Here is a 16,073-nt window from a genome sequence, read left to right as displayed (position 1 = left end):
ATATGTTTCGCTTTATTCTTCAGACTCTATCATGTTAAAATGTTTAGGATAATAGGAGGGAGTCTTATGGCGAAATATAATTCTCGGTTAGACCGACGCTCTAAAAATAAAACCAATACAGTCTTAAACATAGCAATCGCTGTTGTTGTCCTCTTGATCGTCGTTGTAGGCGCGACGATTCTGACAGGTAACGATTCAGATAAAGATAAGGCATCGACAAGTGTTGAAAACAGCGGCGAAAACACCACTGAAAACAGTGCAGACAAAGATAATAAAGAGAAAAAAACGGGTCAAAAAAATGATGACGACTCAGTTTCCATGAATGAGGAATCAACCGAAACAGAAGATGATAAAGAAAAAGATAAAAATAAAGAAGAAGATAAAGACAAAGAAGAAGAAGAGAAAGAAGAGGCATCAGGGGAGAAGAAATCTGTTGCCCTTGACGACAGTAATGCTCAGGTAGAAGAAGGCACCGAACCAAATGTGTCAAAAACGATTGTGCATCCTGATTGGGAGCCTGTCGGAACTGAGCAGTCAGGGGATCATGTGTCTTCATACGAGACGGGCAGTGTCGATTGGCAGGAAAAAGAGAAAGCTCTATCCTATGCAACCGGCATTCCTCAGGACAACATGACGGTATGGTTCATCGAAGGTAACGGCGGACCGCAAAAATCCATCGGTACCGTGACTGAAAAGGGCGGTGCCACGGCTTATCGCGTATACCTGCAGTGGGTAGACGGACAAGGATGGCAGCCGACAAAAGTTGAAGAACTGAAAGAAAACGATAAAGATTAAGCAGAAGAAAGCTCCGGGGAGTAATGCCCGGAGCTTTTTTCTGTCCAGCTGCGGCGGCTAGAGACTCGAGGTCATAAGCCAAGAGCCCCCAAAAGGCAAAAAACGCCTTTCCGGGGCTCTCGTCATATGCTTGTCGTCTCTAAGCGAGCCGCCTTCGCTTTTCTTATTGTCCAGCTGAGGAGGCTAGGAGCTCGAGGTCATAAGATAAACTTACCAAAAACGCAAAGTGCGCCTTTCCGGTAAGTTCATCTTATGCTTGTCGCTCCTGATCAAGCCGCCTCCGCTTTTCGATTGTCCAGTTGCGGGCTTAGAGGCACATGTCATAAGCCTCTGAGCAAAGCCCCTCCGCTTTTTTTATTTATTCACCTTGAAATGGACGGCGGCTGTGTAGTATCTTCTTCCATTATCATCAATCGCGACTTGATGCTGAACGGAATGTACGCCGAGCATGATCGCTTTGTTGTGTTCGATTTGTTCTTCTATTTTTTTCTCGAGGATCTGTAATCGATCGGCTTCGAAGAACTCCACTTTATCTTGAATTAAATCGAATGAAATATTCATGGGTATTCCTCCTGTATCACGTCATTTTCAAACTGTTCCACTCCCATTTTAGAGTGCAATCGCTATTTTTACAATTTATAATTGTTGAAATTGTCATAGGTATATGATAATTTAATAACAGTTTTAAAAATAATTCATAGTATATTGATAGGAATTATAAACTTTATTTAAAACTGGGGTGCTTAGGATGGGAAGAGAATTCTTGGATCTGTTCGGAGACTGGGCGGATTCATACGATGATGCGGTCGCAGGGAAAGATGCCGAGTACAAGGCAGTCTTTGAAAAATATGAGGAAATTCTCGAGGAAGTCGTATCTCTATCACAAGGCACGGTAGTCGAATTCGGGCCAGGTACAGGAAATCTGACAGAAAAGCTGGCTGAAGCGGGCTTGAACGTGATTCCGTTTGAACCTTCCCCGGAGATGAGACTGATCGGGCAGCAGAAGCTCGGGGAGAGAGTCCCGTTTTTAGACGGGGATTTCCTGGAATTCAAACTGGATGAAGGGGCGGACACGATTGTCAGCACATATGCTTTTCATCATTTGACCGACGAAGAAAAAGGAAAAGCCTTTAGCATTTATGGAAACTTGCTTGCACAAGGTGGTAAAATAGTATTTGCTGATACGATGTTTGAAACGAAGCAGCACTATCAGGCCGCCATAGATCAAGCTTTGGATAAAGGCTTTCTGAATCTTGCAGAAGATTTGAAACGGGAATATTATACAACGCTCGATGTCCTGGAAAGTTTATTGACTTCAGAGGGGTTTTCCGTTCATTTCCGGCAGATTAACAACTTTGTCTGGATCATGGAGGCGACTAAACAATAGAAAGAGGTTTTAATGTGAGAATCGCCATCATTGGAGCAATGGAAGAAGAAGTAGCTTTACTTAGAGAAAACATTACAAATCCGCAAACCGAAACGATTGCCGGGTGTGAATATACAAGCGGAACCATGAAAGGGAAAGAAGTAATCCTTCTCCGTTCAGGAATCGGAAAGGTAAACGCCGCAATGTCCACGGCTGTATTGCTGCAACACTTTAAACCGGACGCCATCATCAATACCGGGTCAGCTGGAGGATTCGATCCTTCACTGAATGTGGGTGATGTCGTCATTTCCACAGAAGTTCGCCATCACGATGTAGATGTTACTGCGTTCGGATACGAATACGGGCAGGTTCCACAGCTGCCGGCTGCATTCACTGCTGATGAAAAGCTGAAGAAAGCCGCAGTGGAAAGTGTGCGTGAACTGGGCGATGCCCAGGTCGTATCGGGCTTGATCGCAACAGGTGACTCATTCATGAATGATCCTGCACGCGTTGAAGCGATCCGTGATAAATTCACAGGCCTTCAGGCCGTTGAAATGGAAGCAGCTGCGATCGCGCAGGTAGCCCATCAATTCGGGGTCCCGTTCGTGATCATCAGGTCTTTATCAGACATTGCAGGGAAGGAATCAGACGTCTCCTTCGAGCAGTACCTGGAGAAAGCAGCCCTGCACTCTGCCAAGATGGTAATGAACATAGTGGAATCCATATAAACATAGAGAAAAAAGCTGACCCGGGCACCCCACTTTCTCTTTCTTCTTCAGACAGCAGCCGTAATACTGCTGTGTGTTATGGAAGAATTGGAAGCATCGGCTGCACAGGTCGGCTTTTTTCATTTCGAATAAAGGGGGGATAGGAATGGATGTGTACAATGGTGTTCACGAGCTGATAGGAAATACCCCTATTATGGAGCTTACACATTTTTCTTTAAAGGACGGTGTCCGTCTATTTGCCAAATTGGAATTCTTCAATCCGGGCGGCAGTATCAAGGACCGTCTGGGGCTGGAATTACTAAGGGAAGCGGAGCAATCAGGGAAAATCAAGCCTGGAGGCACCTTCATTGAGCCGACAGCAGGGAATACAGGAATCGGGCTGGCGCTTGCGGCTGTGAATTCCGGATACAAAGTGGTTTTTTGCATCCCTGAAAAATTTAGCATCGAAAAGCAGGAGCTGATGAAAGCACTGGGAGCGAAAATCATCCATACACCGACTGAACTGGGTATGAAAGGTGCCATTCATAAAGCGAAGGAACTTACGAAAGAAATCGAGAACTCCTACTATCCAGGTCAATTTGAAAATGAAGCCAACCCTGCCACCTATTATAAAACATTGGGGCCGGAAGTCTGGAAACAGATGGACGGCAAGATCGATCATTTTGTTGCCGGTGCCGGCACGGGCGGGACATTCATGGGGACTTCACGGTACTTAAAGGAAATGAACCCGGAAATCAGGACGGTCATTGTGGAACCCGAAGGATCGATTCTGAATGGTGGAACCTCCGGACCGCATAAAACCGAAGGGATCGGAATGGAATTCCTTCCGGCTTATATGGATGCTTCATACTTTGACGGGATCCATACAGTCACAGATGAGGACGCATTCAGAAGGGTGAAGGAATTGGCAGAACGGGAAGGCCTTCTGGCAGGAAGTTCCTCGGGTGCAGCACTTCACGCGGCTCTGATTGAAGCAGAAAGTGCAAAGCCAGGAAGCCATATCTTAACGATCTTCCCGGACTCAAGTGAACGCTACTTAAGCAAGAAAATATATGAAGGAGGAATCTGATCATGAAAAAGAAAACACAGCTGATTCATGGTGGAGTTGGACTCGATCCGCAGACAGGGGCCGTTTCCACACCGATTTATCAAGTAAGCACCTACAAGCAGGATGAAGTGGGTAAACATAAAGGTTTTGAATACTCCCGTTCCGGCAACCCGACAAGGCATGCCCTCGAAGAACTCATCAAGGATCTCGAAGGCGGGAAGAGAGGGTTTGCATTCGGTTCTGGTATGGCTGCCATAACGGCCGTGATGATGATGTTTGACAGCGGAGATCATGTCGTGCTGACAGATGATGTGTACGGCGGAACATATAGGGTCATGACGAAAGTGCTGAACCGCCTTGGCATCGAGTCAACATTCGTCGATTCAAGTGATCTCAAAAATATCGAGAAGGCAATCCAGCACAATACAAAGGCGGTTTATATTGAAACTCCTACAAACCCTCTATTGAAAATAACCGACATTGAAGCGGCTGCCAACCTTGCGAAGGAACATAACCTATTGACGATTGTTGATAATACGTTCAGTACACCATATTGGCAGAACCCGTTAAGCCTCGGAGCTGATATTGTACTCCACAGTGCGACCAAATACATCGGAGGTCACAGTGATGTAGTCGCAGGGCTTGTCGTCGTAAATTCTGAAGAACTCGCAGAAGACCTGTTCTTTGTCCAGAACTCCACAGGCGGCGTATTGGGGCCGCAGGATTCATGGCTCCTCATCAGAGGGATCAAAACGCTCGGACTCAGAATGGAAGAACATGAAGAAAATACGAAGAAAATCGTTGAGTACCTTACACAGCATCCGAAGGTTTCAAAGGTTTATTATCCTGGTCTTGAAACCCATCCGCATCATGATATCGCGAAAAAGCAGGCTTCAGGCTTTGGCGGAATGGTATCTTTCGATGTGGGAAGTGAAGAAAATGCCGACCGTCTATTGACCAATACTAAATATTTCACCTTGGCTGAAAGCCTGGGAGCGGTGGAAAGCTTGATTTCCGTTCCGGCCCGCATGACACATGCCTCCATCCCTAAGGAGCGCCGCAACGAGCTGGGAATTACCGACGGGCTTGTAAGAATCTCGGTTGGCTTAGAGGATGCAGAAGACCTGATTGAAGATCTTGAAAGAGCTTTATCGCGCTAAATCCCCATTGGAAGAACTGGTATCAATTACATGGCAGGCTGTCTGTCTGCATATGTTACCATAGAATGAGAGATTACTAGTTCAAAAGTAGGTGATTGCGAAATGAAGCACACACTAAATAAGAAGAAACTGCAAGATAAAATGAATGACTTCAAGCGGTATGGATTCACACTGCTCGCACTGAGTGTATTCATGTATCTCGGTGTGGTGATTCCCTCAGAAACCGTGACGGAAATCAAAACGATGACCCTGATGTCAGGCACCATCGTATTACTTGGACTGTCACTTATCTTCTTTGCCAAAGCGATAAAATATAAAAAAGATCTGCAGTCTGTGGATGAATAAGAAAAGCGGAAGCGCTTTGTTTAGCACCGACAAGCGTTGGAGGGCCGTCTTGTGAAGTCGTTCTTTGACTTCATTGGGCGGACTGAACGTCTCGATTGGTAAAGCGATGGTGCTGGACATAAAAATGGACCCTTCTAAGGGTTCATTTTTTTGTATCACCCATTCTTATTAAAAATAGAGCATCTGCCGCCTCGCATATGAAGTAAGGGAATAGTATGATAGAGCATGCTGCATCAATCGAAATTTGTTGAAAAGAAAATGTTTACAATTCATGGAGAATTGGATATACTAACCAATGTAAGAAAAAAACACTAAAGGAGGTCGAAGGAAATGATCATTGCTGTAAAGAAATTTAAAACAACAGAATATCGTTTAAACCATTCGACCGCTTGTGGGATGAATTTCATTTAATTCTGATTATAATTTAAATGAAGCCGCGGGGAGAATGCACTTTCCTGCGGCTTTTTTGTGCCGTGCGGGGAAAGGAAGCTCTGTGCGGTTTTTTACTGCCTGAAAAAGGCTTTGAAAGGGGTGATAAGTATGACACTGAATCTTTTATTCATGACGGTTACGTTTAAAAAGAAACAAGAATCGTTCGAGGAAGCAGAACATAACTGCAACGTGATGAAGCATTACGAACAAACAAAAACAAAGCAGCAATTTACAACACACATCTATTAATGCTCGGGATTGAAAGCAAATAAGGAGAGGAGAATGAAATATGATGAACATTCAGGAGAAGAGAAGAAATGCGCTATGGGTAGAGAAGGATTCTGCCTAGATATACGAAAGAGGGTGGAAGAATTGTTTCTGAATATTTTAGTCTGGACAGCTGTCTTTCATAAAAAAATGAAAAGAAACGACAGATGATCAAAAAAGGGATGCCACTTTAAACGGGCATCCCTTTTTGCATCGCAACTCCTTCAAGGCGACTGGAGCCGGTCACAATTCTGTCATGCATTAGTTAAAAGTTGTTCACGTTTGACCGGTGAATCGGTGGTTGAAAGTGATACATTAATAGTAAGAAGGAACGTTGATTCCTGACTCAAAAAAGGAGTGATTATAATGTTTTCCATGATAATGGGTCTTGTCTTGACGTCTGTGATCGGGATGATCATTGCTGCTGAGGTAAGCGTAGATTAGATGACAGCATTGAATAGATAGTTAAAAAAGCGATTCTTACACGGATCGCTTTTTTAAACTCATAGCTAACTGACACCTACCGTTTTGCTTCTCCTTTCTAACAAAAGAGTATCCCTCCAAATACCGCCCATCTTACCAATTTTTTCACGTCGGCCTACAACGCGGAATCCATGCTTTTCATGCAATTTGATACTTGATACATTTTCAGGGAATATTCCAGCTTGCAGGGTCCAATACCCATTAGATTCACTGACTTTTATCAGAGCATCAAGTAGGAGGCTGCCTGTTCCTTTACCCTGATGTTGAGTCGAAACATAGACACTTACTTCAGCCACCCCGTTATAAACACATCTGCTGGAAACCGGGCTCAATGCAGCCCAGCCCAGTAAACAATCGGCTGTACGTGCCACAATCCTGCCCTCATTGGCGTGACCCTTGTGCCATTGTTCCCAAGAGGGGGCTTCTTTTTGAAATGTTGCATTCCCAGTAGCTATACCTTCTAAATAAATCTCTCTTACGACTGCCCAGTCTTCAGGTTTCATTTCCTCAATGAATAATCTTTTCAATAGATATCCACACTCTCTATTAGAAGTTTTCATAAATTTTACTAAAATTTAAAATGAAAATTCAACTAAAAAATACTTGTAATCCATATATAAGTGAAATATTATATAAGCATATAATAATATACTGATACTTAAGATAGTCTGGAGGTAAGCTGATGAAAGAATCCTCTGTTGAAATCGATAAAACCGCAGGAGTACTAAAATTATTAGGAGATAAAACCCGATTGACGATGGTGAAGATACTCGATACCAATGACTGCTGCGTATGTGAATTCGTGGAGATATTTAAGGCCAGTCAACCTGCCATAAGTCAACACGTACGGAAACTAAAGGACGTGGGGATTGTAAAAGAAAAACGCAGGGGTCAGTGGATTATCTACTCCCTGAATCGGGAGAGCGAATTCTTCCCCTTGATCCAAAGCCTTCTCAATCACCTTCCAAACCAAGACTTCAAATTGAAGGAATTGGAAGAGCAGGGCTTACGCATTTCTTGTGAATAATAGGAGGTAAAATACAATTATGATCATTTTAGCATCAGTGATTTCTCTCATCACCCTCGTCCTCGTCATCTGGCAGCCAAAAGGGCTTTCCATCGGATGGTCCGCTTGCGGCGGAGCCGTATTGGCGCTGATTGCAGGGGTCGTCGATTTCAATGATGTGGTGGACGTCACATCAATCGTTTGGAATGCGACACTGGCATTTATTGCAATCATTATCATTTCACTCATACTTGATGAAATTGGATTTTTTGAATGGGCTGCCCTGCATATGGCAAAGGCAGCGAAAGGGAACGGCGTGCGAATGTTCGTCTACGTTTCACTGTTGGGAGCGGTTGTGGCAGCTCTCTTTGCAAACGATGGAGCAGCTCTTATCCTGACACCAATCGTATTAGCCATGGTACGTAACCTGAACTTCAGTGAGAAACTCGTATTTCCGTTCATCATTGCCAGCGGCTTCATTGCTGATACGACATCCCTTCCGCTGGTCGTCAGTAATCTGGTGAACATCGTTTCCGCTGACTTTTTCGGCATCGGTTTTGTAGAGTTTGCTTCCCGGATGATTGTTCCGAACTTCTTTTCCTTAGGGGCAAGTATCCTGGTTCTTTATCTATTTTTCCGAAAAAGCATTCCAAAAAACTACGATGTTTCCCAGCTGAAAAAACCGGTTGAAGCGATCCGTGACAAGAAAATGTTCCGCCTTTCCTGGGTTGTTCTGGGCGTTTTATTGATTGGCTACTTTGCAAGTGAATTCATCGGTCTTCCGGTGTCCATCATTGCAGGGATTGTCGCTATTTTCTTCTTGGCAATGGCGAGAAGGAGTGCTGCTGTCAATACGAAAACCGTCATTAAAGGGGCTCCGTGGGCTATCGTGTTCTTCTCGATTGGAATGTACGTCGTCGTGTATGGGCTTCGTAATGTAGGGCTTACCAATGTGCTGGCGGATGTCATCCAGATGACGGCTGACCAAGGTTTATTCGGTGCTACAGTCGGAATGGGGTTCATCGCGGCAATTCTTTCGTCCGTTATGAACAATATGCCGACCGTCATGATTGATGCCCTTGCAATTGCGGATACCGATACTGCCGGGGTTGTCCGCGAAGCGCTCATCTATGCGAATGTCATCGGATCCGATCTCGGACCGAAGATAACGCCAATCGGTTCACTCGCTACATTATTATGGCTCCACGTTCTTTCATTAAAAGGAGTAAAGATCTCCTGGGGGACGTATTTTAAAACCGGAATCATCTTGACCATCCCAACCCTGTTCATTACATTGGTCGGGCTTTATATATGGTTATTAATCATCTAATAAATATCGAAGGAGAGATTCAACATGTCAAAGAAAACCATCTATTTCCTATGTACAGGCAATTCATGCAGAAGCCAAATGGCTGAAGGCTGGGCAAAAAAGCATTTAGGTGAAGAGTGGAACGTATACAGTGCCGGCATCGAGGCGCACGGCTTGAATCCTAACGCAGTAAAGGCGATGAAAGAGGCGGATATCGATATCACAGATCAAACATCCGATATCATCGACCCGGAAATTTTAAATAATGCAGATTTAGTTGTTACTCTATGCGGGGACGCAGCAGACAAGTGTCCAATGACACCGCCGCATGTTAAAAGGGAACACTGGGGATTTGATGATCCGGCGAAAGCAGAAGGAACCGAAGAAGAGAAATGGGCATTCTTCCAGCGTGTACGTGATGAAATCGGTGAAAGAATCAGCCGTTTTGCTGAAACGGGCGTATAAAAGCCTTGCGTTATCAACACTGCGAAACAATAATCTAAATAAATTAAAAGGCAGCTGCTTTTTTGCGCAGCTGCCTTTACTGTTCATTAGACTAAATAAAAGATGAATCCGGAGACGGTTGACATCGAGATTACCGATAGCACAAAGATGAAAACCAGCTCCTTCTTAAATATGGATTTGAGCAGGACCACTTCAGGAAGGCTTGCTCCTGCTGAACTGATCATCATTGCCATCACCGGCCCCAGGGCCATTCCTTTCAAGATCAAAATCTGTGATATGGGAATCATGCTGGATAGCCGTATATACAATGGAACTCCGATAATGGCTGCGATCGGGATCAACCACCAATGATCTCTTCCAAAGAAACCAGATATCCATTCTGTAGGGACCAGGCCATGGATGAGTGCACCTACTGCAGCCCCGAGGATAAGATAAGGATATACACTTCTCATTAATTGAAGGGTTTCTTTCATTGCTCCCTTCAAGGAAAATTTCTTTTCCTCCTCACTGTAGCCTGACATCATGACATTTTTGACGTATTTCTCAAATCCTAATGCTTCTAAAATAATTCCAACGGTGATAGAGAGGAAGACAGTGACCACTGTATAAATCAGTGTCACTTTCCATCCGAGAACCACTCCCATGATGGTGAGGATGGTTGGATCCAATACGGGGGAAGCGAATAAAAAGATCATGACAATTCCAAAAGGCATTTTCTTTTTCAGCATATTCACAACCACAGGAATGGTGGAACAGGAGCAAAATGGAGTAATGAAAGCAAAGACGATGGCAGCAGCTGCGCCCCATGCTTTATTCCTGCCAGATATCAGCTTCTCGATTTTTTCATAAGGGATGAATCCTTGCAATGCACTGATGGCAAATGAAATGAATACAAACAAAACCGTTAATTCAAGCGCAATCTCAAAAAAGCTTCTTAGTGTTTCTCCCCACATCTTAATTTTCCCCTTTCAATTAAATTAATCAAAATAAGTTGATGTATTAATCAAAAAAATTGATATAAATCAGAAAAAATTGATATAAATCAGAAAAATTAGCATGTCGGCCTGAACAGACAACATAGCTCAGCGGATAAGAGATGATTAATCTCGCTTTGGTTCAAAGAGTAGTAACTCCATGTACCTCTGGTTTCTTTGGTGAGGATATTTGCATCGAGTAGAATTTTAAGATGATAGGAAAGTTTCGACTGGGCCATGTCCATAAGCGGAGCCAGGTCACAAACACACATTTCTCCTTTTTCGGTCAAGATGTTCATGATCTGAAGTCTTTTTTGATCCGCGATCGCTTTAAATTTTGCTTCGTACGTTTCAAACATCTTTAGTTTGGATATGTCTTGTAATGGTATTTCCTTCTTCATTGCTGGAACCTCATTTCTAATCAATTCTTCTTGATATCCTCATCTTATATCCAATATTTTCATGTGTCAAGGAATTAATCAATATTTTTTGATGTATTCACATTACTTTATGTTGGACGAATTACAAAAGTGACTAAAACAATTTTTTTTGATTTAATAGTTGCATTTAAAAAATCGCTAATATACTATTGTTATAAATCAAATAAATTTGATATAAACAATAAATCAAAAATATTTGATTTAAATCGAATAAAGGAGTTGGGTGAAAATGAATTTTGTGAAAATCTTTTTGGGGAAAAAAGGTAAAGAATCCAAGCACTGCTGCAGCATAGAAATCAAAGAAGTGGAAACTGACCACAACGAAGAAAGCTGCTGTCCAACAGAAAATAATCCATGCTGCTAGTGAACATTAAGCCATAAACAAAATTAAATGGAATTCCGGCTGGTCCATAAGTAGATCAGTCGGTAAATCTGAAAATCTGAATAGAAAAATCGCACGGATACCTCCGTGCGATTTTTCATTTTCCCCTCTTTTCTTTCTCTTCCCTGTAAAATTCGTGGAACATCTTCATTAGTGCACGCTTCTCAATCCGTGAAACATAGCTTCTCGAAATGCCCAATTCCTTTGCAATTTCCCTTTGGGTCTTTTCTTCTTTCAAGTCCAAACCGAAGCGGCCGACGATGACTTCCTTCTCCCGTTCATCCAGCACACAGATATATTTACGCACTTTCTCAAGTTCCATGCTTAATTGAATGGTATCAATCACATCATCTGTCTCTGATTTTAAAATATCGATCAGGCTTATTTCGTTTCCTTCTTTATCCTGTCCTATCGGATCATGCAAGGAAACGTCTTTTTTTGTTTTCTTAAGCGCCCGAAGATGCATGAGGATTTCATTTTCGATACACCTCGCTGCATAGGTTGCGAGCTTAGTACCTTTCCCTTCAGAGTAACTTTCGATTGCCTTAATCAAACCAATGGTCCCAATGGAAATTAAATCTTCTGGGTCTTCGCCTGTATTTTCGAATTTTTTGACGATATGTGCGACCAAACGTAAATTATGCTCGATCAGCATGTTTCGTGCGTGGTCATCTCCTTCAGCCATCTTGCGCAAATACTTCTTTTCATCCGCTGAAGATAAGGGCTGAGGAAATGCATTGTTTTTTACATAAGAAACGAGAAATATCAGTTCCTTGAAAAAATACCCCAGTGCTGTTAGAACGCCAGACATATTTACACCTCCATGAAGGACTTATATAGAAGCATATGAAACAGAAAGCGCCACCTTGCACGTCCCTGAAAAGTATACAGGCTGTCGGCCAAATTATGAGGGTATTTGCCCATACCGGAGTGGTCTTGGACTCATATAATAATCACAGTAAGTATGTAAGGAGGTAATCTCATGCCATATGGTTATCCCGGTTATCCTTATTATTGCCCTCCGTATTACGGCGGTGGGGGGTTCTTCCTGGCACTCGCAGTCATCCTGCTCGTACTGCTCTTCCTCTTTGGCGGCTGGTGGTACTACACACAATGTTAGTAGAATCTAAACAATAAAGAAGGCCCCGCGATTCGCTGGGCCTTTTTTTACACTTTTTTAAGCGTAAACGAACTGATCATCAGCAAAGATAGAATAATCGTAATGAATAAGACCAATACATCAGGTATGACTGGTATGGCTAAATAACTGAGTGTTAACAGGCATCCTGCAGCAGTGATCGGCAGTCCGGTGAAATATCCGGTATTTTCCGTGATATTGAAACGGGCAAGCCGGAAAGCGCCGCATCCGATATAAAAGATCGTGAAAAACATGCCTGGAAACGAAAATTCATTCAATACAGCAGTATAAATCAGCAATGCAGGAGCAGCGCCAAATGAAATGATGTCACTCATCGAATCAAGCTGCTTCCCAAGCTCGGATTCGATATTCAGTCTTCTTGCGGTCATCCCGTCAAGACGGTCGGTTAACGCAGCAATGAAAATGAGCATCAGACTTAAATTCAGTTGGTGGTGAATAGTCGCGATGATACTGAATCCTCCGAGGGACAGGTTGGTTAATGTTACTAGATTTGCAGTTTGTGATTTCAGTTTTCTTACGGTCTGGTCAACGACATCGGAGAGCAGCAACAGGCAGTCACCCCTTTTTATTATGTTATTAAAAATCCATATGCACTTGCATGTAAGAAAATGATATCCATTAAAGAATATTCCTCACCATATAGTATATAATGATAATTTATTATATACTTAGTAAATTGCTATACGTATCGTTTTGTAAACTGAAAGGAGCCATCGTGAAACAATCAATCTATCGATTATGTATTGAATTGACTAATAAAAAGTGGTCGTCTTTTGTCTTGAGAAAGTTCGTGCAGTCACGTCTGAGCAAGCCTTTTATTCCCGGGTTCATACGTACATACAAAATCGATACTGACGAACTTCAGGATGAAATCGGGGAGTATCCAACACTTCATGATTTCTTTATCCGACAGCTTAAAGGGGATGCAAGGATCATCCAATTTGGTGAAAATGATGCTGTCAGCCCGGTTGACGGACTCCTGGCAGAAACCGGTCCGATATCTGATGAGCTTGAGATCATGGTAAAAGGCAAGGCCTATTCTGTTCTTGAGATGTTAGGTGCGGACGATAAAGCTTCATCCTATATAGGGGGACGGTTCGGCGTCTTTTATTTAAGCCCCTCGAATTATCACCGCATTCACAGTCCGGTTGACGGAACTGTGCTGAACAGATGGTCACTCGGGAGACATTCCTATCCGGTCAATGATTCGGGGCTTCTATACGGAAAAGCCGTTCTCGCTAAAAATTACCGTGAAATCACCGAGCTGCAGCACAGGCAGGGCAAAGTAGCCGTCGTCAAGGTAGGTGCCATGTTTGTAAACAGCGTCGAGTATGTAAACGAAAGTGACATATGGAGACAGGGGGAAGAGGTCGCTTATTTCACCTTCGGATCCACAGTCATTCTATTATTTGAAAAAGACAAGTTTCAATTTTTGGGCAGCAAATCCGTCCCCCGTGAAGTGAAGATGGGGGAAAAGATTGGTAACTTTATTGAATAAGAAAAAGGACGGATATGATAATCCGTCCCGTTTTCTTGTAGCCGGCTCAGTAAAGCCGTTTATTATGAAGTTGCTTTTATGCGATGTGATAGTGATCGACGGTGAATTTCCATTTCGATGAGGCGGATAAATTCAGAGCTCAGTTTTAATTGGCGTGCTTTGTAATAAGAGTCCAACAGTAGTTCGTCCGATAATTTCCTCATTAATTTCACCTCCGGGAGCGGCATTTATTTTTAATCAGATACATATTGTTTGTATGTTTTGAAGTAGTAATTAAACTTTACCAAATAACTTTTTTTAGAACAAGCGTTCCGTTATCCACAGTTTCCGGTGGATAAGTTGTGGTTAAACTGTATACAACTGGAAACTGCGCCTGCCTGGATTGAGTGAATAGTGTGAATAAGGTTATCCACAGCATCGAGGCGCCTTGAAATTTGTCGAAAAATATTTATGAATAGTTGTCATATTCATTGACCATGCCCATATAATATGGTTTATTTTGAATCTGCAAGTAAAATTGGTTATCATTAATTTAATTAAGGATAAAGTACGTACTAAATGACATAGAAATATGAGGTGTATAGACGGTGTTAAAGCATTTTCTACCTGATGAACAGGTTCAGGACATATTCAGCATACGTCCCGGCTATTTAAAGGAAAAAGGTATCAAAGCCATTATTACGGATTTGGATAATACCCTTGTGGAATGGGACAGGCCCAATGCCACGCCAAAGTTGATCCAGTGGTTTAAAGAAATGCAGGAAAATGGAATTCTTGTGACGATCGTTTCGAATAATAATGAAAAACGAGTTGGCGCATTCTCAGATCCCCTTGGGGTACCTTTCATTTTCCAGGCAAGAAAACCGATGGGGCGTGCTTTCAGACGCGCCATTAAGCAAATGGAAGTAAAAAAGGAAGAAACGGTTGTAATCGGTGACCAGCTGTTGACGGACGTTCTTGGCGGGAACAGGAACGGATTCCATACCATTCTTGTTGTACCGGTGGCACAGTCTGACGGTTTCTTTACGAAATTCAACAGAAGAGTCGAAAGAAGGATCATGAAGTTTTTCAAGCGGAAAGGGTTGCTTGAGTGGGAGGAAAAGAAGTGAGCGAAGTAGTTTGTGTAGGTTGTGGAGTGGCGATTCAGACAGAAGATAAAGAAGGCATCGGGTACGCCCCTCCTTCCGCGTTGCAGAAAGAGGAGATCATCTGCCAGAGATGTTTCAGATTGAAGCACTATAATGAAGTTCAGGACGTGCCTTTGACGGATGACGATTTCTTAAAGATCCTGAATGAAATAGGGAATTCAGAAGGGCTGATCGTTAAAATAGTCGACATTTTCGACTTTAACGGAAGCTGGCTTCCTGGTCTTCACCGTTTTGTCGGGTCAAATCCGATACTGCTGATTGGTAACAAAGTGGATTTACTGCCTAAGTCAGTGAAGCCTTCCAAGATGATCCACTGGATGAAGCATGAAGCGAGCCAACTGGGATTGAAACCGGTCGATGTTCAGTTGGTTAGTGCGGCTAAAGGTATCGGTATCGAAGAAGCAATCACGGCAATCGAAAAGTACCGGGACGGGAAAGATGTGTATGTCGTAGGTTGTACAAATGTTGGGAAATCCACATTCATCAATCGGATCATCAAGCATGTTTCAGGTGAACAGGATGTCATCACCACTTCCCATTTCCCGGGGACTACATTGGATATGATCCAGATTCCACTTGATGAAGGGGAATCCCTCATCGACACACCGGGGATCATCAATCATCATCAAATGGCCCACTATGTTGATAAACAGGATCTGAAGATCATCACACCCAAAAAAGAGATAAAGCCGAGGACGTTCCAGCTGAATCCGGAGCAGACCTTGTTCTTCGGAGGGTTGTCAAGGTTTGACTTTTTGAGGGGGGAGCGCCAGCCGTTCACTGCATATTTCTCCAATGAGTTGACGATCCACCGTACGAAATTGGAGAAGGCCGATGATTTGTATGAGAATCATGCCGGGGAACTGCTCCAACCGCCTCGTAAAGATGACATGGATACATTCCCTGAGCTCGTAAAGCATGAATTCAAAGTAAAAGAAGCGAAGACGGATATCGTTTTCTCAGGATTGGGATGGATCACGGTCAATGAGCCGGGAGCTTCGATCGCCGCACACGTACCGAAGGGTGTCAGTGTGTTCCTGAGAAAATCTTTGATATAGGAGTGGTAAA

23 protein-coding genes are annotated in these 16,073 nt (G+C 43.1%); 16 read left to right on the top strand and 7 right to left on the bottom strand.

Annotated elements, in window-relative coordinates; genetic code table 11:
• The first annotated feature begins 66 nt into the window (after positions 1-66).
• The gene (locus AS034_RS05985) at positions 67-795 is read left to right on the top strand and encodes a YrrS family protein (protein WP_058297839.1); all 729 of its coding nucleotides are present in this window, start codon (positions 67-69) and stop codon (positions 793-795) included.
• A gap of 354 nt (positions 796-1,149) precedes the next feature.
• Here the strand turns inward: AS034_RS05985 and AS034_RS05980 are convergent, their stop codons facing one another.
• Positions 1,150-1,356, bottom strand: coding sequence for a DUF2536 family protein (locus tag AS034_RS05980; RefSeq protein ID WP_058297838.1), 207 nt, complete (start codon positions 1,354-1,356; stop codon positions 1,150-1,152).
• Positions 1,357-1,543: 187 nt separating this feature from the next.
• Between AS034_RS05980 and AS034_RS05975 the strand changes: the two genes are divergently transcribed.
• From AS034_RS05975 to AS034_RS22670, 7 genes are all read left to right on the top strand, one after another.
• Positions 1,544-2,182, top strand: coding sequence for a class I SAM-dependent DNA methyltransferase (locus AS034_RS05975; protein WP_032087558.1), 639 nt, complete (start codon positions 1,544-1,546; stop codon positions 2,180-2,182).
• Between the two features lie 14 nt (positions 2,183-2,196).
• Entirely contained in the window at positions 2,197-2,889 is a 693-nt protein-coding gene (mtnN, locus tag AS034_RS05970; protein ID WP_032087559.1) for a 5'-methylthioadenosine/S-adenosylhomocysteine nucleosidase, read from the top strand.
• Positions 2,890-3,034: 145 nt separating this feature from the next.
• Entirely contained in the window at positions 3,035-3,958 is a 924-nt protein-coding gene (locus AS034_RS05965; protein WP_058297837.1) for a PLP-dependent cysteine synthase family protein, read from the top strand.
• 2 nt (positions 3,959-3,960) lie between these two features.
• Positions 3,961-5,097, top strand: coding sequence for a bifunctional cystathionine gamma-lyase/homocysteine desulfhydrase (locus AS034_RS05960; protein WP_032087561.1), 1,137 nt, complete (start codon positions 3,961-3,963; stop codon positions 5,095-5,097).
• A gap of 102 nt (positions 5,098-5,199) precedes the next feature.
• A complete protein-coding gene (locus AS034_RS05955) occupies positions 5,200-5,442 on the top strand; it encodes a YrhC family protein (RefSeq protein WP_032087562.1) in 243 nt (80 codons plus the stop codon).
• A 540-nt stretch (positions 5,443-5,982) separates the two neighbouring features.
• Positions 5,983-6,123, top strand: a complete 141-nt coding sequence (locus tag AS034_RS22275) for a YrzI family small protein (protein ID WP_081941084.1) — start codon at positions 5,983-5,985, stop codon at positions 6,121-6,123.
• A gap of 33 nt (positions 6,124-6,156) precedes the next feature.
• Positions 6,157-6,312, top strand: coding sequence for a hypothetical protein (locus AS034_RS22670; RefSeq protein ID WP_156416137.1), 156 nt, complete (start codon positions 6,157-6,159; stop codon positions 6,310-6,312).
• A gap of 338 nt (positions 6,313-6,650) precedes the next feature.
• On the opposite strand, the gene AS034_RS05950 is transcribed toward AS034_RS22670, so the two are convergent.
• Positions 6,651-7,127 (bottom strand): GNAT family N-acetyltransferase, encoded by a 477-nt coding sequence (locus tag AS034_RS05950; RefSeq protein WP_249922574.1) that lies wholly within the window; start codon positions 7,125-7,127, stop codon positions 6,651-6,653.
• A gap of 179 nt (positions 7,128-7,306) precedes the next feature.
• Between AS034_RS05950 and AS034_RS05945 the strand changes: the two genes are divergently transcribed.
• Genes AS034_RS05945 through arsC form a run of 3 tightly spaced genes read left to right on the top strand, consistent with a single transcriptional unit; the run spans position 7,307 to position 9,404 of the window.
• Positions 7,307-7,651 (top strand): ArsR/SmtB family transcription factor, encoded by a 345-nt coding sequence (locus AS034_RS05945; RefSeq protein ID WP_032087563.1) that lies wholly within the window; start codon positions 7,307-7,309, stop codon positions 7,649-7,651.
• Between the two features lie 19 nt (positions 7,652-7,670).
• Positions 7,671-8,960, top strand: coding sequence for an arsenical efflux pump membrane protein ArsB (locus tag AS034_RS05940; protein WP_058297835.1), 1,290 nt, complete (start codon positions 7,671-7,673; stop codon positions 8,958-8,960).
• 24 nt (positions 8,961-8,984) lie between these two features.
• Entirely contained in the window at positions 8,985-9,404 is a 420-nt protein-coding gene (gene arsC, locus AS034_RS05935; RefSeq protein WP_058297834.1) for an arsenate reductase (thioredoxin), read from the top strand.
• Between the two features lie 86 nt (positions 9,405-9,490).
• On the opposite strand, the gene AS034_RS05930 is transcribed toward arsC, so the two are convergent.
• Both AS034_RS05930 and AS034_RS05925 read right to left on the bottom strand, forming a co-directional pair.
• Positions 9,491-10,357, bottom strand: coding sequence for a permease (locus AS034_RS05930; RefSeq protein WP_058297833.1), 867 nt, complete (start codon positions 10,355-10,357; stop codon positions 9,491-9,493).
• A gap of 98 nt (positions 10,358-10,455) precedes the next feature.
• Positions 10,456-10,779: an ArsR/SmtB family transcription factor gene (locus tag AS034_RS05925; RefSeq protein ID WP_032087567.1), complete on the bottom strand. Its 324-nt coding sequence runs from the start codon at positions 10,777-10,779 to the stop codon at positions 10,456-10,458.
• Positions 10,780-11,047: 268 nt separating this feature from the next.
• On the opposite strand from AS034_RS05925, the gene AS034_RS23310 reads away from it, so the two are divergent.
• Positions 11,048-11,182: a hypothetical protein gene (locus AS034_RS23310; protein ID WP_272867396.1), complete on the top strand. Its 135-nt coding sequence runs from the start codon at positions 11,048-11,050 to the stop codon at positions 11,180-11,182.
• A gap of 115 nt (positions 11,183-11,297) precedes the next feature.
• Here the strand turns inward: AS034_RS23310 and sigK are convergent, their stop codons facing one another.
• Positions 11,298-12,011 carry an RNA polymerase sporulation sigma factor SigK gene (sigK, locus tag AS034_RS05920; RefSeq protein ID WP_032087568.1) on the bottom strand — a complete coding sequence of 238 codons (714 nt, stop codon included), beginning with the start codon at positions 12,009-12,011 and terminating at the stop codon, positions 11,298-11,300.
• 171 nt (positions 12,012-12,182) lie between these two features.
• Here sigK and AS034_RS22940 point away from each other — a divergent pair, with 171 nt between their 5' ends.
• Positions 12,183-12,320 (top strand): hypothetical protein, encoded by a 138-nt coding sequence (locus AS034_RS22940; protein WP_169792802.1) that lies wholly within the window; start codon positions 12,183-12,185, stop codon positions 12,318-12,320.
• Positions 12,321-12,367: 47 nt separating this feature from the next.
• On the opposite strand, the gene pssA is transcribed toward AS034_RS22940, so the two are convergent.
• Complete coding sequence (gene pssA / locus AS034_RS05915; protein ID WP_058297832.1) at positions 12,368-12,907, bottom strand: CDP-diacylglycerol--serine O-phosphatidyltransferase; 540 nt, start codon at positions 12,905-12,907, stop codon at positions 12,368-12,370.
• A 167-nt stretch (positions 12,908-13,074) separates the two neighbouring features.
• Between pssA and AS034_RS05910 the strand changes: the two genes are divergently transcribed.
• Positions 13,075-13,857, top strand: a complete 783-nt coding sequence (locus AS034_RS05910) for a phosphatidylserine decarboxylase (RefSeq protein WP_032087570.1) — start codon at positions 13,075-13,077, stop codon at positions 13,855-13,857.
• Positions 13,858-13,919: 62 nt separating this feature from the next.
• Here AS034_RS05910 and AS034_RS22270 read toward each other — a convergent pair whose 3' ends face one another.
• Complete coding sequence (locus AS034_RS22270; protein ID WP_071618992.1) at positions 13,920-14,060, bottom strand: sporulation histidine kinase inhibitor Sda; 141 nt, start codon at positions 14,058-14,060, stop codon at positions 13,920-13,922.
• A 384-nt stretch (positions 14,061-14,444) separates the two neighbouring features.
• On the opposite strand from AS034_RS22270, the gene AS034_RS05905 reads away from it, so the two are divergent.
• Both AS034_RS05905 and yqeH read left to right on the top strand, forming a co-directional pair.
• Entirely contained in the window at positions 14,445-14,966 is a 522-nt protein-coding gene (locus AS034_RS05905; protein ID WP_032087571.1) for a YqeG family HAD IIIA-type phosphatase, read from the top strand.
• Positions 14,963-16,063 carry a ribosome biogenesis GTPase YqeH gene (gene yqeH, locus AS034_RS05900; RefSeq protein WP_032087572.1) on the top strand — a complete coding sequence of 367 codons (1,101 nt, stop codon included), beginning with the start codon at positions 14,963-14,965 and terminating at the stop codon, positions 16,061-16,063. The genes AS034_RS05905 and yqeH overlap by 4 nt, the downstream gene beginning before the upstream one ends.
• The last annotated feature ends 10 nt before the right edge of the window (positions 16,064-16,073 follow it).

Origin of the sequence: [Bacillus] enclensis, assembly GCF_001456935.1 — a bacterium.
Lineage (GTDB): Bacteria > Bacillota > Bacilli > Bacillales > Bacillaceae_B > Rossellomorea > Rossellomorea enclensis.
The sequence above is the reverse complement of the archived record's forward strand: the minus strand, read 5'-3'. Positions and strand labels throughout refer to the sequence as shown.

Excerpts from the sequence above, each read along its gene's own strand:
- AS034_RS05985 (WP_058297839.1), top strand. The coding sequence starts at position 67 with ATGGCGAAATATAATTCTCGGTTAGACCGACGCTCTAAAAATAAAACC.
- AS034_RS05980 (WP_058297838.1), bottom strand. The coding sequence starts at position 1,356 with ATGAATATTTCATTCGATTTAATTCAAGATAAAGTGGAGTTCTTCGAA.
- AS034_RS05975 (WP_032087558.1), top strand. The coding sequence starts at position 1,544 with ATGGGAAGAGAATTCTTGGATCTGTTCGGAGACTGGGCGGATTCATAC.
- AS034_RS05965 (WP_058297837.1), top strand. The coding sequence starts at position 3,035 with ATGGATGTGTACAATGGTGTTCACGAGCTGATAGGAAATACCCCTATT.
- AS034_RS05960 (WP_032087561.1), top strand. The coding sequence starts at position 3,961 with ATGAAAAAGAAAACACAGCTGATTCATGGTGGAGTTGGACTCGATCCG.
- AS034_RS05955 (WP_032087562.1), top strand. The coding sequence starts at position 5,200 with ATGAAGCACACACTAAATAAGAAGAAACTGCAAGATAAAATGAATGAC.
- AS034_RS22275 (WP_081941084.1), top strand. The coding sequence starts at position 5,983 with ATGACACTGAATCTTTTATTCATGACGGTTACGTTTAAAAAGAAACAA.
- AS034_RS22670 (WP_156416137.1), top strand. The coding sequence starts at position 6,157 with ATGAAATATGATGAACATTCAGGAGAAGAGAAGAAATGCGCTATGGGT.
- AS034_RS05950 (WP_249922574.1), bottom strand. The coding sequence starts at position 7,127 with ATGAAACCTGAAGACTGGGCAGTCGTAAGAGAGATTTATTTAGAAGGT.
- AS034_RS05945 (WP_032087563.1), top strand. The coding sequence starts at position 7,307 with ATGAAAGAATCCTCTGTTGAAATCGATAAAACCGCAGGAGTACTAAAA.
- AS034_RS05940 (WP_058297835.1), top strand. The coding sequence starts at position 7,671 with ATGATCATTTTAGCATCAGTGATTTCTCTCATCACCCTCGTCCTCGTC.
- arsC (WP_058297834.1), top strand. The coding sequence starts at position 8,985 with ATGTCAAAGAAAACCATCTATTTCCTATGTACAGGCAATTCATGCAGA.
- AS034_RS05930 (WP_058297833.1), bottom strand. The coding sequence starts at position 10,357 with ATGTGGGGAGAAACACTAAGAAGCTTTTTTGAGATTGCGCTTGAATTA.
- AS034_RS05925 (WP_032087567.1), bottom strand. The coding sequence starts at position 10,779 with ATGAAGAAGGAAATACCATTACAAGACATATCCAAACTAAAGATGTTT.
- AS034_RS23310 (WP_272867396.1), top strand. The coding sequence starts at position 11,048 with ATGAATTTTGTGAAAATCTTTTTGGGGAAAAAAGGTAAAGAATCCAAG.
- sigK (WP_032087568.1), bottom strand. The coding sequence starts at position 12,011 with ATGTCTGGCGTTCTAACAGCACTGGGGTATTTTTTCAAGGAACTGATA.
- AS034_RS22940 (WP_169792802.1), top strand. The coding sequence starts at position 12,183 with ATGCCATATGGTTATCCCGGTTATCCTTATTATTGCCCTCCGTATTAC.
- AS034_RS22270 (WP_071618992.1), bottom strand. The coding sequence starts at position 14,060 with ATGAGGAAATTATCGGACGAACTACTGTTGGACTCTTATTACAAAGCA.